This is a genomic window from Xanthomonas sp. CFBP 8151 (assembly GCF_011761885.1).
Lineage (GTDB): Bacteria > Pseudomonadota > Gammaproteobacteria > Xanthomonadales > Xanthomonadaceae > Xanthomonas > Xanthomonas arboricola_B.
In genome coordinates, this window is record NZ_JAASQZ010000003.1 from 443876 (window position 1) to 469168 (window position 25293).

The window sequence follows — 25293 nt, forward strand, 5'->3', positions numbered from 1 at the left end:
CCAAAAGCTTGGCAGGTCACATTCTAGCAATAGATGAGACGCATTTGCATTTATCGGTGTGCTGTCACTTAACTGCGCACACAGCACCAAGAACAGTATCGGCAACGATTTCAGGATGGCCATCGCTCCCAAGCCCATGGTGACCGTCAAGGGCGTCATGACCCACCACTGGCCCCAGCTGAAGCCTCGGTCGCGCTGCCGAGCTGCGCCGGCCTCCTTTGGATAGAGCCGCTCCGCCTTCCGCAGACCCCGTCGAGCCATGAGAGGCCCGGCGATGAAACCGAACGGGCCCAGGAGGAGCAGGCTCAGCGAGAACCACCAGAAGAAACGATTGTGCGGCGTCATGACTTTCTTGGGGACGGCGCGCACGGCGTCGTCTTCGCGGAAGCCGCCCACAGCGCCGACTGCCTTTCCAGTCATCGAATTCGATTCGGTCTTCATTTGGCGTAGGCCTTCCAGGTGCCGTCGCTCTTGACGTAGCGAAGATTTTTGCTGACAGGAATGGGCACCTGCCGGCCCTCGATGTTGAGCACGGCTTGGCCGCGGGTATCGCAGCGGTAGCCGTCGACGCCCTCCGCCTCAACGCAGCCGGTGAGCTCGAAATTCTGAACGTCGGTGACTTGGCCGGCGCCGCTGTCTTGCAGCAACCGGACAAAGGCCTCTTTGGCATTGTCCGATGAGGGCTTGCCGCCGCAGGCGGTCAGGCCCAGGGCCATCGCGACCAAGCCAATCCATGCGTTTTTCATGTCGTTCCTTTATTGAGTAATGGGAGCAGGGACGGAGGCGGCTTACTTGTCGCGGTTCCCATCGGGTTTGAAGCCTGCGATCCAGAGCCTTGTGTCCTTGAAAGGCGTCAGCGTTCCGGAGGGGCCGGGATGCAGGTCTGAGGTCTGGATGAAGCCGCTGACCCACGCCACACGCAGCGACACGTCCACGGCCCGGTCAGCGACGCCAGGCCGGCTCACATTGACCACGAACGGCTGAGCCGGCGGGTTGGGACCCGTGGACCGCTGAGCCCCCGTGTTGGGCTTGCTGGGCGGCACACGGATGCCGCTGAGCGAGTCCCGGCCTTTCCACAGGGCTGCGCTGTTGAGCTCCGCCGTTTCGCCCAGGTCGTCGGTCTCGGTCACCGCGGCATCGAAGCAGGTGCGGAAGGTTTCAACGCTTGAGGCGGTGGGGCTGGTCCAGATGCGAGCCTCCGCGGTCCAGCAGGGCAGGGAAGCGCCCCACTCGGTGAAGGTCAACGCCACCCGAGGCCACTCCAGCTTCCCGCCCTGCGCCGCTTGGTGGTTGTCGCCCTTGAAGAGTCCGGGCAGCTTCCCAGCGCCGCTAAAGGGCGTGTAAATCGAGCCTGTTCCCTGACTGCCGACCTTGCTGCCGGCGTTCGGCTTGATGCCCACCATCTGCTTGCCAGTGTCCGCCAAGCCTTTGCCCAGTTGGCGAAAGAAGCCCGGCTTCTGTTCTTGTGCGTCCTGGGCCTGGGCGACGCCGGCCACGGTCAATGCGAGCAGGGCTGCGCCTGCGATCCTTGCGATTTCCATGAAATCCCCGTGTGTTGTTGGAGGGCGCTACATTTCATGAAGAGTCTGCCATGCAGTGGAGGAGCAAGTCATGCTGTCCGGCCAACTTTTCAACATTCGTTCACGTGCCGAAGGCTTCTCCCCGAGCTCTCTTTGCTGCCCGCCTGAAACAGGCTCGGGAACTGCAAGGCATCCCAAGCCAACGGGCTTTGGGGGTGCTGATGGGGCTCGATAAGAAGTTGGCCAGCAGCCGGGTCAATCGCTACGAGAACGAGACCAGTGGCATCGACTTGGATGGGCTGGGGAAGCTGGCCGATACGTTGGGGGTGCCGATGGCCTACCTGGTGGCTGAAGACGACCAAACGGCTGAAGCGATTCTGGCACTGGGGAAAATGTCACCCGAGGACCGGGCAAAGGCTCTGGCTTGGCTCCGGAAGTTCACCCGTTAGACGCGCACTGATTGGTATTGCTGTCGCAGGTGAATGGATGGAAGGGGCTACATGTTCATCTATGTTGACGAGTCCGGCAGCTTCGTTCCGGCGACGAGGAGCGATAGTTGGTGTGTCGTTGCGGGCTATGTCGTGCCAGAGGTTGCCAGGAGGCGAGTAGAATGCTCACTAAGCCTCCTCAAACGTCGTATTGGATGCGGATACCAGGACGAGCTCAAACTCCGGCACCTGTCGGAGTCGCAGCTGAAACGCTTCCTCGGTGAACTCGGCGACCTTGATGCGGCGCTCTTCATCTCCGCGATTGATCTCGGCCATCAAGACGCCCAAGCGGTGCTCATCCATCAGAGAAAGCAGGTTGAGAGCGTTCGAGCTAATCGGCCGAACATGCTCTATGAGGAAGGGCGCGCCTCCATTGATGACCTGTCGGGAAGGCTAGAGCGGTTGTCTCCACAGCTCTACACGCAGATGGTGGCTCAAATAGATCTGTTGGATCAGGTCTTTCGGATGGCAACGCTCTATTACGCCCAGCGGGTTCCGGCGACGTTGGGAAGCTTCAAATGGCGAATGGACGAGAAAAACTCAGCCCGCCCGCTGTTCGAGCAGACGCTGTCCCACATGGCACCAGCCCTCATCCAAGCCAAGTCTCTGAGAGACCCTGGAATCTTTGTTGAGGGGTTCGATTACTCACACTTTGAAAAGCGCTTCAGAAACGCGCCTGAGGACATCCCTACCTATCTTCAAGAAGCCGCCGGTCACACAATCAAGTCGGCAGTGAACCTAGGAGCGATCCTGCGAGATTCGCAGTTTGTCCGCTCACATGACGTTCCTGGTGTTCAAGTGGCTGATCTTCTTGCCTCGGCATGGCGCAGGGTTCTGAGGGGAGCGTTCGAGGACAACGATCGCATCGCCTTTCTTCTAGGGCGGCTGACGGTTCAGGGGCAGACGCCAAATCCATCAATCCACCTGATGTCGTTAGGCGACGAGCGTCTGGCCGAAGGGGGAGTCTATCGCGCAGTTTTGATCGCTAAGAAGAGTGCGAGAGCCATGTTTCGAGAACGCTAGCGGTTGCGCGTAGCGGCTTGAAAAAAGCGCCTGCCCAGCCACTTATCATTTCGGTTCGGAAGTGCTGTCGTAGAAGGCCATATGTTCAGTAGCTTGCAAGCAGGTCGACCCACAGTCTGCGAGCTGTCCCGGTCGGGCCCGAGCGAGGCGCCAGCGGTCAAGAGCTGAGCTGGCCAAGAGCTACTTAAGGGACGACCTTGAGCGTGCTAACGAATTGATTTTCTATAGGGGATATGGCCCTTTGTTGACTTGTGTCGCCGGGTTCCCTTTAATTCAACGAGGGGCGTTGGGCAGGGAGTTCTGACGCAGGGGGTATAGGGAATGAGTTCAAACGTCATCGCTGACTTTTTCTCTGCTGCTCCCTTGGCGGAAGAGGGCGGCGCCATCTCGGCTGATCGATTCGATTACCAAAAGAACTGGGCACTCGCGCGGTTGCTGACCTTGCATCAAGGTTCCGGGAACTATGTGCTTCTGTGTGAGTTGCATGAGGACATTGCTGTACTGTTTAATGCAAATAAGCTAACTAAAGCAGTCTTTATGTTAGTTTTTAAGGTGTACCGCTCCTAAATGACCTGCTCAGATGTTAGTATTATCTCGGTAGATAAAGCGGCCAAAAACGGGAGTTAACTAACATGGACCACTTCGAGGGCGTGGTGCTCGATTACCTCCGAGCGGACCGGGCGCTGTTCGTCAACAGCCAGTGCTGCATCCAGCTCAACGAGGGCGCGAACCCGGACACCAGCGGCCCGCATTGGTATTGCGACGCAGTGGCCGTGAGCTTCAAGGAACAGGCGGCCTACCTGTGCGAAATCAGCTACGCAGCCCGGGCCCCTTCCTTGATTGCTCGCCTGAAGGGATGGAACGAGCACTGGGCCGGTATCAGGGATGCCCTTGAGCGAGACAGCGGTGTGCCGCTGGGATGGACGGTGAGGCCTTGGCTTTTTGTCCCCGAGGCTCAGGCCGAGCGGTTGCGCGCCAGCATCGCAGGATTTGGCAACCTTCCCAGCCCCCGCATCACGTTTTTGGAGGACGTGGTGCCTTGGCGCTACCGGTCTTGGAATCGCGGTGCCTACGAAGACCCGGCCGAACAATGAGTCGCTCGGCTTTGGCTAAGCCGAGTTTCAATTTCGTAGGGCAACAGGGACGCCCGCCTCAGAACTTCCTTACGGTCCAAGGGGTGTGAGACCTATAGGCGACTAAACGCCCTGCGGCGCAACCTGACTTGGCCGGACGCGGGACCGATGATCGCTCACCCCGTGAGACGCCTGATCAGCGTCATGCCGTCACCCCATAAGAAGTTTGACCGGTGGCTGCGCCCAAGTAGCTTGGGGGCATAGCCGCCCTACGTGCTACCTGCGATTAAGCCAGGCGCCGGTAAGTGCGAGGCATCTAGTCAGCCCCGCGCGCTGTCAGCGCACGATCGTGGGGCTTCTGCCGTATCAGGGGTGACGGCGTGTCTCAAGCAGTGCGACAGCGCTGCCGATACTCGTGTCCATGGACCGAGCCGAGCTTTGCGGTCACCTTGAGCGTCTGATGCTGCGGTGCCCGCCCTGCGGGCCTGCATTCCTGATCGCCGCCACTTTCGGCAAGCTTGTGCCAACATGGCGGCTGCTATCGACAGCAAGGCGTTGACGATATGTATGTTGTGAATAGTAGTATTGTGAATACGAGCGAGCTCTAGGGGACCCGCGAATGACTCGATTTCCCGCTACGTTAGGGTGCTGCGGCAGAACTCAATGCACTAGATGGATCTCGCCTGTACTAGTCAGTTGACGACCCCGTAAAAGCGTGGGACAATTCAAATGCTTTGAGTTGATCAATCAAATCCTCAAAGCGTCTTGAAATGGTCGCCGATCAACGGTAGACCATTGAAAGGGCTGTTTTGGCGCCCAAGGGTCGCAAGAGTGTCGCTGAGCTCTCTCGTGCGGACGACGTCAAGACAGTAATGGAGCCCAGTAGGATGAAGGAAGTATTAGAAAAGCCGTTACTATAAGTTAACGGCTTTTATCTTTTGGGGCGTTTAGTCTATGGTTCCCGACCCGCATTTCTTACGCCTCGCTATAGAGCTCTTGCACGGCAGGCCACCTGAGCCCGCTGCACGATTGCGCAAGAACTTGGCCGAAGCTTACGCCCGCGAGGGATTGCCAAGTTTTGACTACAGAGCTGCGGGCTTCAAGCGCTTCAAGGATTACCTACTCGCCTGGGGTGAAGTGCTCAGCCTGACGACCCTGCCGGGTGGCGAGATGGTTGTGTCGCTTATCGGGGACAAGGCACAAAGTGCGCTGGCACCGACCGGGTGGCGAGGTAAGCTGCCTTCGGTTCGCTCAGATGTCTGGATTGCATTCGCCAATCCAGATCCGAAGCGCTTACGTTTTTACGATGCTACTGCCTCCCGCGTGGTGCACTTCATCGCGGACAGTGCAAATGGCGGAGCACCAGCCGCTCAGCGCCAACTGATCCGTATTCAACCAGTTAGTGTTGAAGACCAAAGTGGTTGGATCAGGCAGTTCTTAGAGCAAGAGGCGCCGACGCGTGACCCAGAACTTTGGTCATTTGCAACTCGTCCCTATGAGCCAGGGATTAATTTGAATTTTGCACAGGCGCTTGGCGACGACGGGGCTAGGTGGCGTCACTATCGAACCGCAAAGATGACTGGCTGTATTCGAAAATGGGCGGAAGATAATTCCGTGCCCTTTGCAGCCCTTTTGGCAGAGACTGGATATTCAACGAGGTCGCAGGGATCGGCGATCATGGATGTGCGCCAGCGCGTTGAAAAGATTCTTGCTCAGTTTAACGATGATGAACTCAGTAACACTGTGATTCCGGTATTGATGGCCATTGGTTTGATGAAAGCCTCGGATTAAGGCGCATCACGGATGAATGTCTTTGTCGTTGGATTGCCGTCGACGCTTCGGCTGCGATTAATCGCTCAGGCCGAGCTACATCAAGCCGCACTTAGTTTTTCACTCACTGCCCCTGATCGGTCTGGGCAATGGGTATTTGTGCCTTTTGAAGGCCAAGTAGCGTACGACCTTGCCGCTTTCAGCGATATCCATGCTTGGGACACCATTCATGTTGTTGTTCTGCCTTATGTCAAGTGCGGGCAGCGCGTCCTTGATGCTTTGGATGTCTTGCAAACGGCAGGTGCACGGGTAAGTTATCTGAAGGCCGGAATCGAAGGCTTACCAGAAGAAATTAAGGAGGGTGCCGAGGCCCATGATCCCATCAACCAGCTGTTTTTGGCTATTGGGCAGAGGTTGAATTGGGAGGCGCGGGCGGATCCGGTTGCGCGCTTTCGTGCCATCGCTAGGCGAAACAAACACTACATAATTTTTGATGGTGCATTGGATAATTGCCACGAAGCTCCTGTCTATCGTCATTGCTTTCTCAATAATACGGCAGATTTGTTGGAAAAATTCCTCAAGAAACGTGGTGTCTTGGGAAAAACGCTTGAAGCTTTCTTCAATGAAAAGAATATTGATTTTTGCAAAAGCGGGGGGATTGAGACAACGCTCACCCTTCAGCAATGCGGGCGAAGGGTAAGTGGACCACATGATTCTAAAATCCATGTAAAGGATGGTGACCGCACGACGCCCCAGGCGGCGGTGCGCGTCTATTTTCAGTACTTGGAATATGGGCAGGCGTTCTACCTTTTCTTATTCCATGCCGGTTCTCACCCTGACCGCAATATCCGTAGAGATTTTCATGTGGACGAGCTCGGCTGAGTATTTAAGGTTATTGATTAATGGTCTTTGCTCTAAGTCGCCGAGTGGCTAGTGCTGATAGTGTAGGTTTAGCAAGTTTTCTATTTGTCTTGTTACGTTTTCAGAAGAGGTCGTGCCTTGGCGCTATCGTTCCTGGAATCGCGGTGCATACACCGATACGCCCCATGACCCCGCTGACCTTTAGCGCTCCAAGTTACGCCCTCCTGCAAGCGACCACGCAGTGCTGGAAGTGCGCAAAGGCCATTCCTGTCACCACGGTGTGGGTGCCGTCCTTCATCGACAACGAAGGTGTGGAAGAGCCAGACGACGAGCCCGAGATAGGTGGCACGGCCATACTGGGCTACATCAATGCGCTGGACTCAGGCATAGCGGAGCAAATCCAGGAAGTCGCACCATGGCTCAAGCCGGGGCGCTCGGAGACCGCGAACGCGACCTATTGGGCCAATCACTGTGAGGCATGCGGGGCCATTCAAGGCGATCACTTCGTCAGGGGCGTCGACGGGCCGTTCTTTCCCCAGGATCAGGCTGGCGTGGACGCGTTCCAAGTCATCGCGGGCCGCGGCCCGTTGAGCGCGCAAGCTTCCGCATCCCCGTCTGGGTGGATGGATTTAATAGCCAAACGCTTGTTTAGAAGGTCATGGTGACCACATAAATTTGACGGGTCGGTGCAATCACGGTTGAACCCGTTAAGCTGAGTCTCTGAATGACAGGTATCATGGGTGCACGGTCCAAATAACTGGCACCGGCTCAAACTTGCGTTCCGTTCAGGATCCTTAGCGATTGCTAAGAATTTGGGCAAGCATGTTGTAACATCTGCATTACATGTGTAGCATGTGATGCGTTGGACCTATGGCAAGAGCCGGCGGTGATGCTTGGTCGAGGTTTTAGGCTACATCCGCAGAGGGTCACTTCACTATCGACAAGTGGAGTAGTGACGCCAGCCCGCGAGGGTGCCGACGAACCGCCCGTAATGGTGACATTGCGGCCTGCTAAGAAGGTTGCTTCGGCGTCACGGTTCAACGCGTTTAAGGGCTCCCACTTGGGAGCCCTTTGCGTAGGTGGGCTTATAGCCAGCGGTCACTACCGAGTAGGTTTCTGGCACAGATGTGCGAGCCAACTCAATAATCACTTGGCCGGCGCGGAGTGAAAAGACCTCCAGCCGCTCACCAAATTCATAATAGATCGCCGTATTTGGCCTCAAAGCGTTCGCGACCATTTTGCATACGAAAGACATAGCTTCATCGTGACTAGCAATGTGTGCGCAGTGCTCCCGCCAGATGTGTTGGAATCCGAATCCACGATGCTTGCCGCGGTGCTCGCCGTATTTCAGGTAAATGGCGCCAGCGGGAAAAGGTGGGCCGCTCTTGAAGTTTAGTTCTGGCACCAATCCGTAGACATCCGTTCCATTGCTGGGATGCAACAGTCGCTGCTCACGCGTCCATTCGATCGGTTTGTTCAAGAAGGAGACTTGTCTGCGGTCGATGAAGACAGCTGGCATGAAGGTGTTGGCGATATTAGCACCGAGTGGCCCACCGCATTAGTCGTGTCTGTCTACGCCGTTGCGAGAGCTTTTGTGGTGTAGTCGACGCTCAATCACTCATGGAGCAAGGCATGTCCCAGACAGTGCAGGAGATAGCAAAAGATATTCTTGTCGCAGCGCTTGCCAAGACTAATTGCGGCATCGGTGCGGCAGGGCAGTCAGATGCGGCAGCCGATTCAATTGCCAAGGCATACAAAATCATCCATGCAGCTGTGAAGGAAGCAAAGGGCGGCGGCGGATCACTATCGGGCTCACTCTAGGCGAAAGACCCTGCTCCGGCGGGGTCCTTTTTACATAGGAGGGTTGGAACTTCAGTCCTAAAACGCCGTATTTCTGTTCAACAAGATACGGTAAGTGGCAGTTGCCGTGCGAGCGGATGCGCTTCGCGGCGAAATGGAAGGGCCAGGCCTTATCAAGCGCTGGCGCACGTGCAAAGTGACAAGCTACTTGGCTTTTCAAACACTGGCATGGGAATTGCGCATCACCACTCTCCACCAGCGCTGGGCCTCTTGAAGGGAATCCTAGCTCCGCTGTCCCGACCGCAAGGACAAGCCTCCTCCTCGTCGCTGGCGCTTTGTTGCGGCCCTCCGCTGCGCGCCTAACGGTGCTCACTCCCGGGTGCGGTAGGGCCGGACGCTTCGCCTGCCGGTTCCCACGAGGCGCACAACGCGCTGGTGGAGAAGAACCGATGAAGCGCACCCAAGACCTGAAGGCTCAATACCAACTCCAGATGGACGAGGAGGGCATCTTGCTCGCCGCCGCGACCATCCTAGAACAACGCCTTCAACGCCAAGGCCGCATCCAAAGCCCGGAGCAAGCCGGCAGCTACCTGGTCGCCCGCTGCGCCCACCTGCCGCGTGAGGTCTTCGGATGCATCTTCCTCGACACCAAGCACCACATCTTGGCCACCGAGCACCTCTTCAGCGGCACCATCGACGGGTGCGATGTCCACCCGCGAGTCGTAGCAAAGCGTGCCCTGGACCTCAACGCCGTCGCCGTCATCCTCTTCCACAACCATCCGAGCGGGAATCCGGAGCCCAGCGAAGCCGACCGCAAAGTCACTAAGCGCCTGGAGCAAGCCTTGGGCCTCCTGGACATCCGAGTCCTCGACCACCTGGTCATCGGTGGCCGGCAGCACACCAGCCTAGCCGCAAGGGGGTGGGCATAGCCCCCTTCTTCCATCGGTTGACGACGGCGCCGATGTGCTCCGTAGAGCGGGAACCACGGCTTACCGCATAGCAAGCCATAGCAACAACAAGAAAACGGATGCGCCCGCGACGGTAGCGAACATCTTCCACTGTCGGAGTTCGGCTTTTAAGCCCTGACTATCCAGCTTGCTCTGTTGCAAGAGTTCACCCAAATGGCGACGCGTTTCATCAAGCTCAGACTCTCTCCGATCTAGTTTTGTCGAGAGTTGAATCAACTTGTCTTCGGCATCGCTTGCTTCGGTTCGTGCGTCTTCTGCCTCTTGAGCTGCATCCAGGCAATCTCGCAGTCGGTGGCCGAAATCGCTGGGCGTGAGGAAAACATCGTCGGCGTGCTTGTCCAGCAACAGCACGTCGTTGGCATGGCCCAGCGCGACATAGAAGGGCAGGCCTGTTTCGATCAGGGCACGGGTAACGTTGCGTGAGTCACCAATGGTCTCCAATCGCTCGCCACCACCTCGCGCGATGACCAGTCCTTTCACGCCGGTCCCAGTGAGCTGCTTCAATGCTTCAAGGAACTTGGTTTCATCCCCGAAGTGGGCCGTCACTTGCGAGTTGTTGCGCAGTTCTGGCAAGCGCGCTGCTGGGCAGATGTCATCCCAACCGGTCTTGCTCGCAAGGAAGCCAAGCCCAGAAAGGCCATTTCTCCCGAGGAACTCCCCAATCGCCACTGGATTGCGTCCTCGATCCGGGATGGGCACCACCACTGGCTCGCGCGTGACCGTGAGCCAGGGGCCCTCCACACGCCCCTGGAGCTCTACGGACATTTTTCTGTTCACCGTCAACACGCCTGCAATGATGATCGGGGCGTCGTCTTGAGGTTGCTCACCCACGGGAATCCTGAAGCTCAACTCGGTGCCGGGATAAGGCTCAAAAACCCCATAGCAGAAATGTTTCCAGGGCGAGAGTTTCTTCGCTCTTCCAGCCACGCGAATTGGCGTCTTCCCCCCTTCTAGCCGTGCAAGGGGCCCAACCTGGTCAGCGGTGATCCAAGGCGTGTTGGCGTCGGTGGCTGCTGAGTCGAGATTGCTGCTTGCTTGGGACATGAGCGCATCAATGGAAGCATTTCACTCAATGTAGCCCAGCGATCGAAACATGGCCCACGAGCGACTCGCTATACCGGGAGATATGTCACACAACCATGGGGTGCGTCCGGCAATTCTCACGTTTGACTTGCTGGGCTACTGTGCGGATAGACTGAGCCTCCCAACTCTTCATATGAGCTGGCTTATGGACTTCAGTCGCAATGGACGCCCCCTCTCCTGTGCCTTGACCATGACATTGGCCGCAGGGGTTTTGACTTCGGGACTGGTGGCGTGCGCTCAACCTTCGGCCGTGCCCCAGGAGACCACCGTGCCCAATCCCCCAAGCCAAGCCGCGATCGAGGCCGAACAGAACAAAGCTGCTGCCGCATCTGATATCGCGGCTGACGCGGCGGCAAAGGCCACGCCTCGGCTTGTCGATGTGGACGCTTACCCCGAGTTGCAGGCGGGTCCCGCGTTGACCGCCACTACGTTGATTAATGCCATGTCTCAGTTGGCGCAGGCTCTCCGATCCCAAGCCGACACGGCTCCAGGAGCTGTTGAGCAGGCCGTGGGGTTGAAGTTGCCTCCTGATGGCAAGGGGCGGCGCTATGGGGTCAAGGGTGCATTAGGGCAGGGTGGCTACGAGTTGGCGGTCTGGAAGCCTTACGCCAAGCACCCTGGGCACTTGATAGAAGTGTCGGTCAGCCCGCCTAGTTCATGCGAACTCACCATGGACGCGGTGCAAGCCCAGTTGGTGTCGGCGGGCTTTCGAATGACCAAGCCGGGTTTTGGTGACGACCACCGGATCATGTTCGACAAGCAGGCCGGTCAAAACCTTGGTGTCTACATCGCCGTTAAGACAGACAACCGCAACGATCCGCACTGTGTTTCGAGAGTGACCTTCGAGTTGGAGCCAATCGATGGTTGATCCACGTGTCGAGCAGCTGCTCAACGAGGTAGAGAAGAAGTCCGGGTTGCCGCCTTCGGCTGCTCGGGACTTTCGCGAGGCCGTCGAAACCTCTCCCTATCTTGCGTCTGCGATGGCGCAAGCCATCGAGAGCGGCAGCTTGCGTCACCTGTCGGTGTCAACCGGCCGAACGAGGGCGGGCACTACGACGCGAGCACGGGCACGGTCAATGTCAGCGCGGATATATTCCAGAGGACCAAGCAATCGGATCGCGTGGATTTGCTGACGGGTGTGTTGGGTCACGAGACCGGGCATGCGTTGATGGCCAAGTCGGCTGAGCAATCGCGATACAAGCTCGCCTACGGCATCGACCAAGCTCTGAAAGAGGGAGCCCAATACGGTGAGCCGGTGGTGGATGTCACTCCTATAGCCAAGGAATATCTTGCCTCCGCTCGCCGGGACGAGGGCCTGGCAGAGTTGATGAGCATGAACTCTGTGGCGAGCCGGGTTGTCACGACCACCGGCGAAGTCAACCAAAAAGACCTGCTTCGTCGGCTGGACCCCACGACCGCTTGCGTCACCAACGAGCAATTGGAGTCCGGCGTCCGGCTGGATGGGCATGGGTTGCAACTCACGCAGGGCCGTATTGCGAGTCCTGCCGTGGAGGCGGTGGCCGAGTGCCATTTTGACAAGGGCGGCAGCACCTTGGGGCACAAGGGCACCTCGGCCTATCAGGCCTACTACACGGCTTACGCCATCGGTGCTGGCGCCGAAATCTGGAAAGATCGTGCGAATGTCACGGCGCAGCCGATGCCTAAGTTGGGCTACAACCTGCAGGAGCTGGGGGTGAGTGCCCAGCAAGCCGAAGATGCGGGTATTGACCTGGGAGGGGTGGGCAAGACGTTCGGGTTTGCGGATACCTCCCAGGGACAAGTGCGTCAAGTGGAGGTGCGTCAGCTAGGCGCAGGCAACAGCAATCGCCCTGAGTTGAGGGCAGACAATGATGTCCAGCCGCAGCGGATTCTGGCCGATAACCCGGCGCACGCCTACCATCAGACTTATGCCCGCATTCACGACTGGGTCAAAGGCACGGGCAATTGGAACGACGAGGAGAGCAGGAACGTGTCGGCGTCGCTCTACAAGCAGCAAGCCGAAGACTCGCTGTTGCAACGGGTGGACCGGGTGACGGGAGGCTTGGGGGACAATGGCGCTCAAAACGTCTTCGCGGTCTATGCGCCCTTCGGGGACAAAGGACCGTTCTTCCATGCCCTCGTGGATGGGCGCGAGGCATCCCAGCAACCGGCCCAGCAGAACCTGCAGCAGGCGGAGGTCATTAAGCAGGACCAGACGCGACAGCAGCAGATGGAGCAGACCCAGCAACAAACAGCTCAGCAGGAGCAAGGACCGCGCATGACCATTTAGCGGGAAAGCTGGATGGAACGATGAGCAAGAATTTCGATTGAATTTGTCGGTGGGCGAAGACTCAACGAACAGGGGGCGGCATGAGCATAGTTGCGTATCGCGGCGGGAAGCAGATCACTGACGAGATAGAGCTTCAGGCTTATCTCGCCTCTTTGTTGAGGCTAGAAAACGTCGGTTTGCTGCTTGGGGCCGGAGCATCCTGCTCTGCTGGTGGGCAGACGATGAGGACTCTATGGAGCAGCTTCTTGGCAGGGAACCCAGTCAAGGCAGATTGGCTTCTGGCGCAAAAGTTCATCACGGAGAACGAGAAAAGATTGCCACTGCCTCCGGCTCCCCGGCCTCCTCCTGGAGTTGTGCCGTCCGCGGCGAACCCCTTCATCCAGGTCTCGGTCCCTGTCGCCGTTTTACCAAACTTCGAAGTCCTTCTGGACAAGCTTGAAATCGCAATCCTTGAATGGGAGCGTCAAGGTAGTCCTCAACTTACCGAAGCCCAGGGTGTCAGAACGGCCCTCTTCAGATCCGTCGTGAATGCTGCGAAGCTCAAGGAGGATTGGTGGAAGTCTCCCTTAGGTGCTGACTTGGCCGACGAACTGGGAGCCCATCGCTCGATTCTTCAGAAGCTCACCGCTGCACGCCAGCCTGGCCAGCCGGCCCCATGGGTCTTCACGACCAACTATGACTTGGCCATCGAGTGGGCGGCGGAGTCGGTAGACCTTCAGGTCATCAACGGCTTCCTTGGCGTGCATAGCCGCCGGTTTTCACCTCAAAGCTTTGATCTCGGATTCCGCAATGCCCAAGCCAAGGGAGAGGCTCGTTTCGGCGTTTACAACATCTACTTGGCCAAGCTCCATGGGTCATTAACCTGGAAGGAAGTTGACCACAGTTTGTATGAGGTATCGGCCTCTGAAGCATGGCGAGATATAGACGAGTTTCTTACTGGCTTCCAAGAAACGTTGAGCTATTTGGTCCTGCCGCGTGCCGCGAAATACCTTCAAACCGTGGGTTATGTCATGGGCGAGCTGCTCCGCCGGTTCGCGGAGTTCATGGCCCGACCGCAAACGGCGCTCATCATAAGTGGCTATGGTTTTGGCGATGAACACATAAACCGACTCATACGCTCCGCCTTGCTCAATCCGACGCTTCAGGTGGTCGTGTATCTCCCTGAGTTCAAGGGCGATCCCACAGCGGGTGATCTCCCGCAAACCGTGCGCAGATTGCTTGCGCTTCAAACGCCACGTTTGACCATCGTTGGTGGTGGTGAAAGAGCCTACACCAGCGCTTTGGCAGCCGATCTGCCTGATCCCACGATCTACGATCAGGAGCTGGCGGACTTGCGCAGGCGTTTGATGCCCGAGAAGCCCGACGTAGAGGAGGACGACGAGCTATGAGGAGCCGGCAGGCCATCGGCTACGTTGTCCAAATCGACGGCGTGGATATCACGCTGAACCTCATGGATGTCCATCGCGGCCAACTGGCCGCTCACGCGCATGGAGTCTCGGTTGTCACTGAAGTGGGAAGTCTTCTCGGGATTGAATCCGGTGGCCGGCTATTGGTGATGAAAGTTCAGTCCTTGTCCTTTGCTGAGCCCAAAGAGGTTCACCGGTTTGGGCTCTCGGGAACATCGGTTGCTTCCGAGCCATTGCGTCATCTCAGCGGTTTGGTGGTGGGTCGGCTGCGGCGTGACACGGGAAAACTGACTTACGTGTCTGACTCGCTTTCCTCGCCTGCGCTAGGCGCTGAGGCCTATCCGCTCACTGACGAAGAGCTGTCTTCGATCCTGCGTAGCTCTGTAGCCTCACCGGCAGACATTCACTTGGGGGATGACCTCCGGGGTGGTGGCCGTCTGATGGTGGACCTAGAGAGTTTGGTTTCCAGGCATGTCGCGGTGCTTGGCAGTTCAGGACAAGGCAAGAGCTGCTTTACGGCTGCGGTGCTCCAGCAGGTCGCTAAGATGCCCAAGGCGCGGGTGGTCATCTTCGATATCAACGGCGAATACGAAGACGCTTTCCCCGCTGCCAGCTATCCTCCGGGAGCCATCAAAGTCACACGCATCGGTGGGTCAGATCCAAATAGCTACCGTATCCCTTATTACGCGTTGGGTCGCTTGGGCCTACAACGCCTGCTGTTGCCCAGCGATAAGACTCAACGGCCCGCCCTGACCTTTGCTTTAGATCACCTCAACCAAGTGAAATGGTTCCCCGGGGACGGTGGCGTGGGCCTAGCGACGGACACGCAAGCATCGTTGTTCGACGACTGTCGGGGTGACCGCGTATCCGAGGCGCAGACCATCATCGAAAGCCTTCGTGCAGGGATGCCACCGCCGGCGCTCTCTTGGCCTCCCATGCAGGCCCTCGGTCCCTTGATTGCTGACAGCCACGCCATTGCTCCTGCGCGAAACGGCTTCGAACGCAGCGCCTGGAACTACGGAAACATTGCCCCGCTCATTACTCGCATCGCCAGATTCGTGGATGACGAGATGTTCAAGGATGTGGTGAGCGTAGCTGGTGGCCCGGGCTGCGGTGGTCCACTCAGCTGGAAAAACGAATCAAAAGCGGTGGTAGAGCGGCTGTTTGGTGGGGATGAGGTGGACTGGCGGGTGCACATCGTCGACCTGCGCCGTGTATCGCATGACTTGACTCCATTTGTCCTAGGGGCCGTCTTGGAGCTCTACGCGTTTGAGCTCTTCAGGCGCGGACAGGAGAACAAGCGGGAAACGCTGTTGGTGTTGGAGGAGGCGCACCACTACCTGCGGCAGATGGGGACAGGCGATGAAGCTGTGAACAATGCCCTGGCCTATGAGCGTCTTGCCAAGGAAGGGCGGAAGTTCGGACTGGCGCTCTGGCTTAGCACCCAACGACCGTCGGAAATATCTCCGACCGTTCTTTCCCAGTGCAATACGTGGGTGTCTTTCCGGCTGTCTTCGGAGAAAGACCTTTCAGCCATCCAGTCTGCGAGTGAATGGGCGGACAAGCGGGAGGTTCGACGAATTGCTGGTCTCGCCCGACAAAATGCCTTGGCCTTCGGTGGTAGCTTGCAGATGGCGACGCTGATTAAGGCCCCAACGGCGAATCCTCTGCCGCGCTCAGAAGACGGTCGCTTCAATCAATGGGTTAGTGATAATGAAGATATAGACGATGACGATATCCTTTAGATGTGCGGGTTTATGGGGTGATCAGCATTTCCCGTCGTGATTTTAGATGTCATCGCACGCCTGCTCATGTGGCTGCGTAGAGCGTCTGTTATTTCGGAGTCATCCAGCGATTCAGCCCCTACAAGGAACACGAGCTCTGCGATCCGAACGCGTCGCTTGGCTTGTTCGCGCATTTCAGCTTCCTTCTTCTTCGATTCTTGCCTTTGGTTAACTAAAAGCCGCTTCGCTTGAAGATGGGCCAGACGTTCCGTCGCGCGTTGAATTTGATCGTGATAGTGATTTGTGGTGGCCATGGGTTTCTCCTACGTTGTAGAAATGAGTCAAGCAGGAAAACGGCTTGCGTCAAGTTTCGGACGGTCTCGAATTTTGCCCGCTGCGAAAATCGAAAATATCTGAAAAACAAGAGCTTTTAAGAACAAGCAAGAGCGCACTGATGCAATGTCTGCGACATAGCGCGCGCCAGGTGCTACGCCCCCGGACCCCCAAGCGCTCCGCGCTTGCGCAAATCAAAAGCCACGGCATAAAGAGAGCAACCTCATCCGGAGCTCTGCATGGCCATCTACCACTCTCGCGTCAAAGTTTTTAGTCGTTCCCGAGGCGATTCCGCTGTCGCAGCCGCTGCCTACCGCGCTGGTCTACTTCTCATCGATCACATCACCGGACAGCGCCACGACTACCGCCGCCGCGGTGGTGTCGTGGAGACCATCTGCCTGGTCCCCCAGGACGCGCCCGACTGGGCGTTGATCCCTGGGGAGCTCTGGCCGAAAGCCGAGGCGGCGGAGAACCGCAAGAACTCGGTGGTGGCCCGCGAGTTCGAGGTCGCCTTGCCCCACGAGCTCAATGACGAACAACGGTCCGATCTCGCTGTGGCCATTGGCCAAGCGCTGGTCGCCCGCTACGGGTTTGCTGTGCAAGCCAGCATCCACTCGCCGGGCTCCCGTGACGGCCTGAACCATCACGTCCACCTCCTCGCCACCACGCGGCGGTTGACCAGCGACGGCTTTGCCGAGAAGACGCGGGAGTTGGATGGCGGCGCGTCTGGGAAGATCGAGATCGAATGGGTTCGCCACACATTCGCCTCCACGATCAATGAGCACTTGGCCGCTACCGGCATCGATGCTCGGGTCGACCACCGCCGCCTCGAAGTGCAGGCCGAAGATGCTCTGGCTCGCGGTGACTGGGCCGAAGCCATGGTGCTGTCCCGGCAGCCCACGAAACACATGGGCAAGACCGCCACGGCATTGGCTCGTAGGGGGGTGATGACCGACCGTGCCGCTGAGAACGAGCGCATCGTTCGAGAGAACGAGGAAGCCTTTGAACAGTTGCTCGCTCAAGCCGAGCAAGAGGGCAGGGCAGTTCCGGGCTCCAATGGTCATAGCCATAACCAGGCGCAGCGTGACCGTCGACGCCGGACTGGCTCCAGGAACGATCTCCCGACCTCTTTGCCTGGATTGGAAATCCACGGGCTTCGAGGCATGCGCCTGTCCGAAGCGCTTGGTTGGTCTGCAGAAGAGATGGAACCTCGACCAATGCGCTCCATCGGTGAGTTGGTCATGGAAGCGGCTCGTGACCTTGCAGAGATCCTCTCGACTCGGTCCGACCTGGTGTTGGTGGCAACCCAGCGACTGTTGCGGAACTGGACGGCGCAAACGGCGACGTTTGTCGACAACGCCGACCTTCGCCGAGGGCTTGATGGGCTGGTCGAACGACTGGGCCGCCTCAAGCGCAGCGCGGTGAAGTTCGCCCAACGAACCAGCGCCTTGGGGCGTGCCGAGAAGCTCTTCCACCTGGCTGAGCAAGCATGGGAGCAGTTCAACGGCGACCATCCTCGCCCCGATGGCGAGTGGTCCTCTCAAGAATGGGAAAAGCGACGAGGACGGCGGTTGGCCGTCCTGGAAAAGCGCACAGCCGAACTGGCGACAACCCGGGCAGCGGTCTCCGAGCAGCGGTGGAACGACGACGAGAACGAGATTGAGATCCGCGCCGCTCAGGTGGAGCAGTGGAGCGAGGCGATGCTTGCCAGTCCAGAGTTCGATTCCGTTTCTCGCTCTGTTGCGCCGATTAACGCTACTCCAGCTATGCCCAAGCCTTCGCCGATGCCAGTGTCAGTGCCAGCGCCGCAACCAACACGCCGCCGGCCGCGGCCCTGATGGATATCGAAAGCCCCGCAGATGCGGGGCTTTCTTCCTTGGGCCCTAGCGGCAGGCGCGAGGGCGAGGGCGCAAGTCTGCGCGTTCAATCCCAATGGGCTCCTTGGGGCGGGGGACATTGTCCTTGTCCTTCTTCTTGCGCGCCTCTCGCCACTCCTCAATGGAGGTAGGCATGGTCGGCACGACGCTGCGATCCACGGCCGCTCGTTTGACGAGGATGGGTTGAGAAGGTGCCATGGCTGACGCCTGGGTTTGACTGGCCGGCCCTGGCGCGCCGAGCCGTAGCAACTCTGCCGCCAAATCGAGCGCGTATTGGATGTCCTCGACTTGGTTCGGGGGAAGGCGTGTGGTGTGTTGCTGGAGGAGGTGGCCGAGCAGGCGGCTGGCGACTTGGATTTGCGTTTGGTGGTGCATGGGTGCTCCTGTGTTGGGTAAGCCCTCATCCAACCAAGAAACGGTGCTTACGCAAGAGCTCGCTTGTGGCTGCATTTCACAAATTTGAATACGCGAAGAAATTCGATGGCAGTTATGCCAATTGACGAATAGGAAAGACTTCAACTGGGTCGGCGTCGCCGATTTGTCGTTTGTAGAAGCACATGGTCCGCTGAGGCAACGGGAGTAATCGACCAACACGGCGACACGTGCTTCAAGCGGGCTGTTTGAGTTGCTCATGCCTGTGAGGTCCGAGTTTATGCAGACAGACAATGGCGTCAGCAACTTGCCGATGGCAAGCGGGCGCTAGCAATCGAGTCAGGCCCGGCGTTATGATCGAGGAAACATTGACAGGAAACCTGCCGAGCACGCTTTCTGCAACGGATTGAATGGGTTAATTCGGAGGTGATCCGATCCCACTCTCTCCGCCACTTGCTCATAAATCGTTGATTCAAATTGAGATAGGCGATTCTGGCCGAGTGGATAGCAGGAGGCATGCAGAGGAACCGCGCGCATGCGCATCCCGCATCATCGAGCCGCACCAAGACCGGCTGTTGGTCGTTTGGCCATCGTGTTCCCGTCGATCTCCAGGCAGTGCTTGATTGCCGGCTTATCAAATGTGCTCTTCAGGCGGCGAGCGGAATGCCGGGCGTGGGCTGGATCGTCTGCCCACTGGTGACTGCGCTTTGCAAGGGCCAGGCGGAACAGGCCTGTGCATCATCGAGCGTTGCCGTTTTTTGGCTTCGACGGAGCGTAAACAGCAGGTGGAGCACATTGGCTTCACCAGCCATAAAGCCAGGAACCTCATGAACGCGCCCGTCGAATACCGCCCCGATCTGGAAACGCCCAGCGTCAGTGAGCAGGAAACCATTCGTTCCCTGGAATCGCTGTTCGTCGACATGGCAATGACCGTGGCCGAAAAGGAAGGGCATGCGCACCGCGCGGTCCACGCGAAAGGGCAGGGCCTGTTCACCGCCAGACTCACCGTCTTCAACGATCTCCCCGAAGAGCTACGACAAGGCCTGTTCGCAGAGCCCGGGCAATACGCTGCCTACATCCGCCTGTCATCGCCACCTGCAGAACAACTGAGCGATGCTGTCTCGACCCCGCGTGCCTTGGCGCTGAAGGTGTTGGGTGTGAGCGGTGAGCGCGTCGAGGGTGGCGACGAGAAGCACAGTCAGGATTTCTTGATGGTCAATGGCCCTTCGTTCACTACCCCGGGTCCCGACGGGTTTCTGCGTAATTTCCGCGTCCTCGCAACGACCACGGAAAAAGCGCCACGCGCCAAGGCAGCTCTTTCGAAAGTGCTCCGGGGGGTCGAGAACACCCTTGAAAAGATCGGCGGGGGAAGTGGCAGCATCAAGCAGATGGGCGGACAGCCGCAAATTCATCCGCTGGGCGAGACGTTTTTTTCGCAGGTGCCGTTCCTCTACGGGCGCTACATCGCCAAGTTCTCGCTTGCGCCGGTGTCTAGAAACCTCATTGAACTCGACGGTCAGGCAGTGGGCGACTCTCAGGATGCGCAGCGTGAGGCCGTTCATCACTCCATCAGCACCCTGGCCAGCCCGGCCGAGTGGGAGCTGCGCGTGCAGCTGTGTCGAGATGTGGAAAAGATGCCGCTTGAGGATGCGTCGGTAGAGTGGTCCGAATCCATCAGCCCCTTTGTGGCGGTAGCGCGCGTAGTCGTCGAACGTCAGGCCGGCTGGGACGGGGAGAAATCGCTGCAGTTGGAAGACCGTATCGCCTTCTCGCCGTGGCATGCTCTAGCCGCTCACCGGCCGCTGGGCGCGATCAACCGGGCGCGCCGTATCGTGATGGCAGCATCGCGCCGATTCCGCTCCGAGTTCAATCGCTGCCCGATCCACGAGCCAGCCCGCCTCTAGCAGTTCTCGCTGCGTGAGCGTGTCATGCAGTGCATATGCATCCGTGGGGCTGGAGCGCCCCCGGATCGCAGATGCCAGACGAAGGTTCTGATGAATCATCGAGCAACTGTGGCGACCAGTGTGGCATGCCAGGGCCACATCACCCCGTTTGGAAAGGAGCGACAGACGGCATCCCCCATGCACCCGTGTTGCTGATCGTGTCCAGCTGAATGCTCGACTCGTGCAGGTTGCTGGATAGAGACAGGGCCATCAAGAAACGCCGATCGTTGCCGCTAGGGACGCATACCCAACGCAAGCAGCAGAGGTCGCTATGTTTTTCTCCGACAGCCACAAGGTGGAAGCACTGACCAAAGCGGTTGATGCCACGTTGAAAGGTGGCAGTGCGCAATGGCCCAACAACGGGTCGGCCGTGCTTCTCAAGAAGATGGCCGAGCGCTTGTGTGCGGCTGAGCAGGAGCGTGATCTGGCCAGGGCCCAGGTGGAAGACGCGACGATCGCGTTGCGCCATCTGGAGGGCCGCTTCGAGCTGGTCGCCAGCGGTACGACCGACGGGCTTTGGGATATTGGTGTGATTGCCGGAGATCCCAGTCATCCCGACAGCCCTGTGTGGTGGTCGCCGCAGATGCGTCGGCTGCTGGGCTTTGCTACCGAACAGGATTTTCCCAATGTCCTGGACAGTTGGGTCGCGTGTCTGCACCCGGATGACAAGCAGCCGACGCTAGATGCCTTCGCGGCGCACCTCGCCGATCGCAGTGGTCGAACACCCTATGACGTCGAAAACCGCTTGCGTCTGAAGTCCGGCGAGTACCGCTGGTTCCGGGCTTTCGGCACCACCGAGCGCGATGCGCAGGGCGTGCCGCTGCGCGTGGCCGGTTCGCTCACCGACATCACCGAGCGCCGCGAGCGGGAGCAGTTCCTCGACATCACCCTGACGCGCTTCGAGCTCGGCTCACAGATGCTCAGCGATGGCTTGTGGGACATGAGCGTGATCGCGGGTGACCCGATCAATCCGAACAACGAGTTCTGGTGGTCGCAGCAGTTCCGCCACCTCCTTGGCTTCGAGTCCGAGCAGGAGTTCCCCAATGTGCTCGATAGCTGGGCGTCACGGCTTCACCCGGAAGACAAGGAGCGTTCTCTCAACGCATTCGCGGCGCATTTGAATGATCGCAGTGGCCGCACCAACTTCGATATCGAGTATCGCCTGCAGCTCAAGAACGGCCAGTACCGATGGTTCCGCGCGCGCGGTCTGACCAAGCGCGCGGCAGATGGCACGCCTTTGCGCGCAGTTGGAGCATTGATGGACGTGGAAGCCGGACGTCAGCTGGGCGAGGTGGCGAACACGCTCAGCACTGCGGCCGGCGATATCGTGCGCAGCAACGACGACCTGTCGCGGCGCACGGAACAGCAGGCGGCCGCCCTCGAAGAGACTGCAAGTTCCATGGAGGAGATGACCAGCATCGTTCGCAAGAACGCTGACGGTGCGCGTCAGGCCAATTCCCTGGCGAGCAAGGCCGCAGAGACCGCCTTGCACGGCGGTGAGCTGGTCAATGGTGTTGTCAGCACCATGGCGGCGATCCAGGCGTCATCGCGGAAGATCGGCGAAATCATTACCGTCATCGACGGCATCGCGTTTCAAACCAATATCCTTGCGCTGAATGCGGCCGTGGAAGCGGCACGGGCAGGCGAGCAGGGGCGTGGCTTTGCGGTCGTCGCTTCCGAGGTGCGCAGCCTCGCCCAGCGCTGCACCATGGCCGCCAAGGAGATCCGTGACCTGATCGCCGATTCGGGTGCCAAGGTGGGTCAGGGGGCGGAGCAGGTCAACGTGGCGGGCAAGGCCATGGAAGAGTTGCTTTCCTCGGTGAAGCAGGTCAACGACATCATGAGTGGCATCGCCGCGGCCAGTCACGAGCAGAGCGCTGGCATCGAGCAGATCAATCAAACCATCTCGCAGATGGATGCAGCGACGCAGCAGAATTCCGCTCTCGTTGACACCATGGCATCGTCCGCCCGCGCACTTGAAGATCAGGCGACCGCTCTGGTGCAGAGTGTTGCGAACAGTTCACGCAGCGTCGGTGGCAAGGCGAAGCTCGCATTGGCTGCTTGACGCATGCAGCCACTGCGCTGCCCTGTTATTTGCTAATGCCAAGGGGCGGGGCGGTGCACTGGAAATCAGGATGCCTTCAATGGCATTTTCCGCGGCCATGCTGAAAAGGCGCACGGCACGAGCCGATCAGCTGGAACGTTTCATGGAGCCGGTGTGGCGCCAATGCGTGCGCCGGTAGCGAATGAGGCTCTCTGGATTTTCCCATCGACCACCTCGTAGATGCACAGCATCTCAAGACGACTGATCCCGTCAGGAAAGCTGCGGGTGATGAGTTCCGAATCGACGACGATGTTGCCGACGACGGTCCGCGACAACAGCCGCGCATGCAGGTCCGGCTCTTGAAAGCGGGTGAGAAACCGCTCGCGAAGCATGGCATGCCCCTTGGCCAGCTGTGGTCCGTGCAAGGCGTAATGCTCGGCATCGTCAGCATAGGTCGCCAGCAACGCGTCGATATCCTTGACGTTGTAGGCGTCCAGCTGCGCTTGAACGATCGAGAGCACGTTAACGGTGGTCATGTCTGGGCAGTCTGCTCATGCAGGGGAGGGCAAGTCGCCATCGCACAGCATCTGCGGATGGCGGGCGAAGGATTTCCTGGCAGTTAGGTGCCCAAGCAAGTGGATCGTGGTGGGTGCCCGCTAGTACCAACCCAGATATAGCGTCGCAATGCCCCACGTATCGATCAACCCATGCGCCAGGATCATCGCCCGGAGGTTGCGTCCTGATCGCAGGTAGACGTAGCCAAACAACGCGCCGACGAGTCCGGTCAGCAGCACCCCCGAGATGCCTTGGGTAAGGTGCATCGCGCCAAAGAGTGCTCCCCCTGCCACTGCCGCCATCACCTGTCCCCCACGATGGCGGCCCAGCAGGTGATCGAGGTGGTGCATCAAGAATGCGCGGAAGACCAGCTCTTCACCAAGCGCGGCGCTGAGCCAGGCGCCGCCTGCCAGGTGGGCGGCAGCGTTGAAGTTGCCAAGCAGAGCGCCGTAGCCGCTGTAGTCGGCCTTGGTCCCGGTTAGCGCGTCGATCAACGGCTGCATGACCGGGTTGACGAAGCCGACGACGAGCGCGAGCAGCAGCAGCGTCCAGCCGAACCAGGCGCGCAATGGCCGGTGTTGGAGCCCGCAGGCGCTCAACGAGCGCGTTTCGAGCCAAACCAATGCGATACCTACAATGCCAACAAGCGGCATACGCCAGGGAAACTGCATCCAGCGGTAATGCGCCAGCGCGAGGATGGCCGCGATCGCTGCGATTCGTGCCAAAGGATGTCCCATTGCAGAAAAGACCGGGCGGGGATGTGCGCTTGGGGAGCCTTGTTGAAACATGCTGGAAGAAGGATTGAGTAAGTTCTCGAACGGTAGCAACAGGAGCGACAAGCGTCCTGTGCCAGAGGGCATGGATTGCTGCGCGCACGAAGGCTGCGCGTACGAAGAGGAATGGAGGCAGGAGCTCCTTCAGGCTCTGGAGCATGATCCGGACGTCGTATCGGGCCCAGCCAAAGGCGACGCGTGCGGTCTAGCGTGCAGGTATGTTTTCAGGCGATGGTGCCATGTTGCAGAAGCTGCATTGGCTACCGGTGCCTGCTGACGTCTGTCAGGCAAACGCTGTGCTTGAAGCCGGCATCACTTGGTAGCTCGGCTGCGTTTGCGACGACTGGCACATAGCACCACCAACGGCATGTGGATCCGGATGCGCTAGGCGCTTCCCACGGCGTTTTGGAAAATTTGGGAGAGTTGAACGAGCAATGGATGACAACGGTGGTGGATGCGTTGAGCGACCTGCAGGCAGCAAGCGTCGTCGACAATGACCAAGCCCCATCGAGGCTGACACGTTTGAGCAGCTGGCAGCATGGATAGATCGAATGGAGCACTGCTTTGCCCCGGCGAGAGGGCAATCCTAGAATGCTCTGCTGCTGGCCTCGCGCTCGCGCTACATCGCCTCGGATCTGAAGTGGAAGCAATGATTTGATCAGCGGCCACCCTGAAAACTGAAGGTGAAGCGCATGTCGGCTACATAGGCCGCTGCTGAGTTTGCTGGTGCGGGCGTGGCAGCAAGCAACGTCAATTGGCCATCGGCAACAGGTATCGGAACGCCAAGGGTGAGATCGACCTGTTTGGACCAGCCGCCGCCGAGCACGGTCGCCCTGAGGATCAATCGGCCGGCCACCACACATTGCACATCGGATGGGCAACGGCTGTCTTCGATGACGTGGTCGGGGCGTACCCTGGGGCCATCGACCGCTGCGATTTCTCCCAGCCGCACCGGGCCTTCGATGGGCTGGCTGGTGACGGGGCCAGACGCCGCACACGCGGCAAGCGAGATGACAAAAAGCGTTGCAAGCACTGGCATGCGGAGGAAGCGGATACGTTCCATGGCGGTGGTCATGCTCGTGTGTAGTGGAGATGGTCGCTGATGTCCTCAGCGCGCTGCGCGGATGTAGCGATCACATCAGTATGATGCAGCGTCACGTTGCCAAGATGCGTTCGCACAGGTGTCAGCCATGCGCGAGAGCTGGCAGCGACAGGCGCGTCAATTGATCAATGCGCCCGGGAACGACAATGCATGACCATGGAACCGGGATTTTTTCGTGACCGAGCGCATCAGTGGCCGATCCACCTCGGCCCTGACTGCCGATGCGCTGCCGCCATCGGCTTCCACACCAACCGCGCAGGAATCCGGAGGCGGGCAGCGCAGGTTGGCATCACCGATCGCCCGAAGTCA

The 25293-nt window shown here is 58.9% G+C and carries 24 protein-coding genes and 2 pseudogenes; 16 read left to right on the forward strand and 10 right to left on the reverse strand.

Going from position 1 to position 25293, the window contains the following annotated elements; translation table 11 throughout:
- Positions 1-66: 66 nt before the first annotated feature.
- From FHT08_RS16145 to FHT08_RS16155, 3 genes and pseudogenes are all read right to left on the reverse strand, one after another.
- Positions 67-441: pseudogene (locus FHT08_RS16145) on the reverse strand (hypothetical protein); the annotation flags it as partial.
- Positions 438-746, reverse strand: a complete 309-nt coding sequence (locus tag FHT08_RS16150; RefSeq protein ID WP_166775745.1) for a hypothetical protein — start codon at positions 744-746, stop codon at positions 438-440. The pseudogene FHT08_RS16145 and the gene FHT08_RS16150, both read right to left, overlap by 4 nt.
- A 42-nt stretch (positions 747-788) precedes the next feature.
- Positions 789-1541, reverse strand: a complete 753-nt coding sequence (locus FHT08_RS16155) for a hypothetical protein (protein ID WP_166775747.1) — start codon at positions 1539-1541, stop codon at positions 789-791.
- Between the two features lie 104 nt (positions 1542-1645).
- Here FHT08_RS16155 and FHT08_RS16160 point away from each other — a divergent pair, with 104 nt between their 5' ends.
- From FHT08_RS16160 to FHT08_RS16190, 7 genes are all read left to right on the forward strand, one after another.
- On the forward strand, positions 1646-1969 hold the full coding sequence (locus FHT08_RS16160; protein WP_343204158.1) for a helix-turn-helix transcriptional regulator: 324 nt from the start codon (positions 1646-1648) through the stop codon (positions 1967-1969).
- Between the two features lie 51 nt (positions 1970-2020).
- Complete coding sequence (locus FHT08_RS16165; protein WP_166775749.1) at positions 2021-3031, forward strand: DUF3800 domain-containing protein; 1011 nt, start codon at positions 2021-2023, stop codon at positions 3029-3031.
- A gap of 321 nt (positions 3032-3352) precedes the next feature.
- The gene (locus FHT08_RS16170; protein ID WP_166775751.1) at positions 3353-3598 is read left to right on the forward strand and encodes a dsDNA nuclease domain-containing protein; all 246 of its coding nucleotides are present in this window, start codon (positions 3353-3355) and stop codon (positions 3596-3598) included.
- A gap of 65 nt (positions 3599-3663) precedes the next feature.
- On the forward strand, positions 3664-4125 hold the full coding sequence (locus FHT08_RS16175; RefSeq protein ID WP_166775752.1) for a hypothetical protein: 462 nt from the start codon (positions 3664-3666) through the stop codon (positions 4123-4125).
- Between the two features lie 1020 nt (positions 4126-5145).
- Positions 5146-5895: a hypothetical protein gene (locus FHT08_RS16180; RefSeq protein WP_166775754.1), complete on the forward strand. Its 750-nt coding sequence runs from the start codon at positions 5146-5148 to the stop codon at positions 5893-5895.
- 12 nt (positions 5896-5907) lie between these two features.
- Positions 5908-6756 carry a hypothetical protein gene (locus FHT08_RS16185; protein ID WP_166775756.1) on the forward strand — a complete coding sequence of 283 codons (849 nt, stop codon included), beginning with the start codon at positions 5908-5910 and terminating at the stop codon, positions 6754-6756.
- A 164-nt stretch (positions 6757-6920) separates the two neighbouring features.
- Complete coding sequence (locus FHT08_RS16190) at positions 6921-7400, forward strand: hypothetical protein (RefSeq protein WP_166775758.1); 480 nt, start codon at positions 6921-6923, stop codon at positions 7398-7400.
- 365 nt (positions 7401-7765) lie between these two features.
- On the opposite strand, the gene FHT08_RS16195 is transcribed toward FHT08_RS16190, so the two are convergent.
- Positions 7766-8254, reverse strand: a complete 489-nt coding sequence (locus tag FHT08_RS16195) for a hypothetical protein (protein ID WP_147313396.1) — start codon at positions 8252-8254, stop codon at positions 7766-7768.
- A 113-nt stretch (positions 8255-8367) separates the two neighbouring features.
- Here FHT08_RS16195 and FHT08_RS16200 point away from each other — a divergent pair, with 113 nt between their 5' ends.
- Complete coding sequence (locus FHT08_RS16200; protein WP_147308792.1) at positions 8368-8556, forward strand: hypothetical protein; 189 nt, start codon at positions 8368-8370, stop codon at positions 8554-8556.
- A gap of 344 nt (positions 8557-8900) precedes the next feature.
- Entirely contained in the window at positions 8901-9464 is a 564-nt protein-coding gene (radC, locus tag FHT08_RS16205) for a DNA repair protein RadC (RefSeq protein WP_343204159.1), read from the forward strand.
- 60 nt (positions 9465-9524) lie between these two features.
- Here radC and FHT08_RS16210 read toward each other — a convergent pair whose 3' ends face one another.
- Positions 9525-10547 carry an exodeoxyribonuclease VII large subunit gene (locus FHT08_RS16210; RefSeq protein ID WP_166775761.1) on the reverse strand — a complete coding sequence of 341 codons (1023 nt, stop codon included), beginning with the start codon at positions 10545-10547 and terminating at the stop codon, positions 9525-9527.
- Positions 10548-10854: 307 nt separating this feature from the next.
- Between FHT08_RS16210 and FHT08_RS16215 the strand changes: the two genes are divergently transcribed.
- The 4 genes and pseudogenes from FHT08_RS16215 to herA all read left to right on the forward strand — a co-directional run bounded on the left by FHT08_RS16215 (position 10855) and on the right by herA (position 16006).
- Positions 10855-11454, forward strand: a complete 600-nt coding sequence (locus FHT08_RS16215; RefSeq protein ID WP_343204160.1) for a hypothetical protein — start codon at positions 10855-10857, stop codon at positions 11452-11454.
- A 999-nt stretch (positions 11455-12453) separates the two neighbouring features.
- A pseudogene (locus FHT08_RS20220) lies at positions 12454-12855 on the forward strand (XVIPCD domain-containing protein); the annotation flags it as partial.
- An 80-nt stretch (positions 12856-12935) separates the two neighbouring features.
- Complete coding sequence (locus FHT08_RS16225) at positions 12936-14243, forward strand: SIR2 family anti-phage-associated protein (RefSeq protein ID WP_166775765.1); 1308 nt, start codon at positions 12936-12938, stop codon at positions 14241-14243.
- Positions 14240-16006: an anti-phage-associated helicase HerA gene (gene herA / locus FHT08_RS16230; RefSeq protein WP_166775767.1), complete on the forward strand. Its 1767-nt coding sequence runs from the start codon at positions 14240-14242 to the stop codon at positions 16004-16006. Before FHT08_RS16225 ends, herA begins: the two co-directional genes overlap by 4 nt.
- Here the strand turns inward: herA and FHT08_RS16235 are convergent.
- Positions 16003-16299 carry a hypothetical protein gene (locus FHT08_RS16235; protein ID WP_166775769.1) on the reverse strand — a complete coding sequence of 99 codons (297 nt, stop codon included), beginning with the start codon at positions 16297-16299 and terminating at the stop codon, positions 16003-16005. The two genes, herA and FHT08_RS16235, sit on opposite strands and share 4 nt — an antisense overlap.
- 258 nt (positions 16300-16557) lie before the next feature.
- Between FHT08_RS16235 and mobQ the strand changes: the two genes are divergently transcribed.
- Complete coding sequence (gene mobQ / locus FHT08_RS16240; RefSeq protein WP_166775770.1) at positions 16558-18156, forward strand: MobQ family relaxase; 1599 nt, start codon at positions 16558-16560, stop codon at positions 18154-18156.
- Positions 18157-18201: 45 nt separating this feature from the next.
- Here mobQ and FHT08_RS16245 read toward each other — a convergent pair whose 3' ends face one another.
- Complete coding sequence (locus FHT08_RS16245; protein ID WP_055844487.1) at positions 18202-18570, reverse strand: hypothetical protein; 369 nt, start codon at positions 18568-18570, stop codon at positions 18202-18204.
- A gap of 824 nt (positions 18571-19394) precedes the next feature.
- On the opposite strand from FHT08_RS16245, the gene FHT08_RS16250 reads away from it, so the two are divergent.
- Positions 19395-20471, forward strand: a complete 1077-nt coding sequence (locus FHT08_RS16250) for a catalase family protein (protein ID WP_166775772.1) — start codon at positions 19395-19397, stop codon at positions 20469-20471.
- 310 nt (positions 20472-20781) lie between these two features.
- Entirely contained in the window at positions 20782-22575 is a 1794-nt protein-coding gene (locus FHT08_RS16255) for a methyl-accepting chemotaxis protein (protein WP_166775774.1), read from the forward strand.
- A 140-nt stretch (positions 22576-22715) separates the two neighbouring features.
- On the opposite strand, the gene FHT08_RS16260 is transcribed toward FHT08_RS16255, so the two are convergent.
- The 3 genes from FHT08_RS16260 to FHT08_RS16270 all read right to left on the reverse strand — a co-directional run bounded on the left by FHT08_RS16260 (position 22716) and on the right by FHT08_RS16270 (position 24957).
- Positions 22716-23090: a nuclear transport factor 2 family protein gene (locus tag FHT08_RS16260; RefSeq protein WP_104537839.1), complete on the reverse strand. Its 375-nt coding sequence runs from the start codon at positions 23088-23090 to the stop codon at positions 22716-22718.
- Positions 23091-23210: 120 nt separating this feature from the next.
- Positions 23211-23762 (reverse strand): CPBP family intramembrane glutamic endopeptidase, encoded by a 552-nt coding sequence (locus tag FHT08_RS16265; RefSeq protein WP_104606749.1) that lies wholly within the window; start codon positions 23760-23762, stop codon positions 23211-23213.
- Between the two features lie 778 nt (positions 23763-24540).
- Entirely contained in the window at positions 24541-24957 is a 417-nt protein-coding gene (locus FHT08_RS16270) for a hypothetical protein (protein ID WP_104537838.1), read from the reverse strand.
- Positions 24958-25293: the final 336 nt, after the last annotated feature.

What these genes read in the sequence shown, in the direction of transcription:
- FHT08_RS16150 (WP_166775745.1), bottom strand. Translation starts at nt 746, where the DNA reads ATGAAAAACGCATGGATTGGCTTGGTCGCGATGGCCCTGGGCCTGACC.
- FHT08_RS16155 (WP_166775747.1), bottom strand. Translation starts at nt 1,541, where the DNA reads ATGGAAATCGCAAGGATCGCAGGCGCAGCCCTGCTCGCATTGACCGTG.
- FHT08_RS16165 (WP_166775749.1), top strand. Translation starts at nt 2,021, where the DNA reads ATGTTCATCTATGTTGACGAGTCCGGCAGCTTCGTTCCGGCGACGAGG.
- FHT08_RS16170 (WP_166775751.1), top strand. Translation starts at nt 3,353, where the DNA reads ATGAGTTCAAACGTCATCGCTGACTTTTTCTCTGCTGCTCCCTTGGCG.
- FHT08_RS16175 (WP_166775752.1), top strand. Translation starts at nt 3,664, where the DNA reads ATGGACCACTTCGAGGGCGTGGTGCTCGATTACCTCCGAGCGGACCGG.
- FHT08_RS16185 (WP_166775756.1), top strand. Translation starts at nt 5,908, where the DNA reads ATGAATGTCTTTGTCGTTGGATTGCCGTCGACGCTTCGGCTGCGATTA.
- FHT08_RS16190 (WP_166775758.1), top strand. Translation starts at nt 6,921, where the DNA reads ATGACCCCGCTGACCTTTAGCGCTCCAAGTTACGCCCTCCTGCAAGCG.
- FHT08_RS16195 (WP_147313396.1), bottom strand. Translation starts at nt 8,254, where the DNA reads ATGCCAGCTGTCTTCATCGACCGCAGACAAGTCTCCTTCTTGAACAAA.
- FHT08_RS16200 (WP_147308792.1), top strand. Translation starts at nt 8,368, where the DNA reads ATGTCCCAGACAGTGCAGGAGATAGCAAAAGATATTCTTGTCGCAGCG.
- FHT08_RS16210 (WP_166775761.1), bottom strand. Translation starts at nt 10,547, where the DNA reads ATGTCCCAAGCAAGCAGCAATCTCGACTCAGCAGCCACCGACGCCAAC.
- FHT08_RS16225 (WP_166775765.1), top strand. Translation starts at nt 12,936, where the DNA reads ATGAGCATAGTTGCGTATCGCGGCGGGAAGCAGATCACTGACGAGATA.
- herA (WP_166775767.1), top strand. Translation starts at nt 14,240, where the DNA reads ATGAGGAGCCGGCAGGCCATCGGCTACGTTGTCCAAATCGACGGCGTG.
- FHT08_RS16235 (WP_166775769.1), bottom strand. Translation starts at nt 16,299, where the DNA reads ATGGCCACCACAAATCACTATCACGATCAAATTCAACGCGCGACGGAA.
- mobQ (WP_166775770.1), top strand. Translation starts at nt 16,558, where the DNA reads ATGGCCATCTACCACTCTCGCGTCAAAGTTTTTAGTCGTTCCCGAGGC.
- FHT08_RS16245 (WP_055844487.1), bottom strand. Translation starts at nt 18,570, where the DNA reads ATGCACCACCAAACGCAAATCCAAGTCGCCAGCCGCCTGCTCGGCCAC.
- FHT08_RS16250 (WP_166775772.1), top strand. Translation starts at nt 19,395, where the DNA reads ATGAACGCGCCCGTCGAATACCGCCCCGATCTGGAAACGCCCAGCGTC.
- FHT08_RS16255 (WP_166775774.1), top strand. Translation starts at nt 20,782, where the DNA reads ATGTTTTTCTCCGACAGCCACAAGGTGGAAGCACTGACCAAAGCGGTT.
- FHT08_RS16260 (WP_104537839.1), bottom strand. Translation starts at nt 23,090, where the DNA reads ATGACCACCGTTAACGTGCTCTCGATCGTTCAAGCGCAGCTGGACGCC.
- FHT08_RS16265 (WP_104606749.1), bottom strand. Translation starts at nt 23,762, where the DNA reads ATGCCGCTTGTTGGCATTGTAGGTATCGCATTGGTTTGGCTCGAAACG.
- FHT08_RS16270 (WP_104537838.1), bottom strand. Translation starts at nt 24,957, where the DNA reads ATGACCACCGCCATGGAACGTATCCGCTTCCTCCGCATGCCAGTGCTT.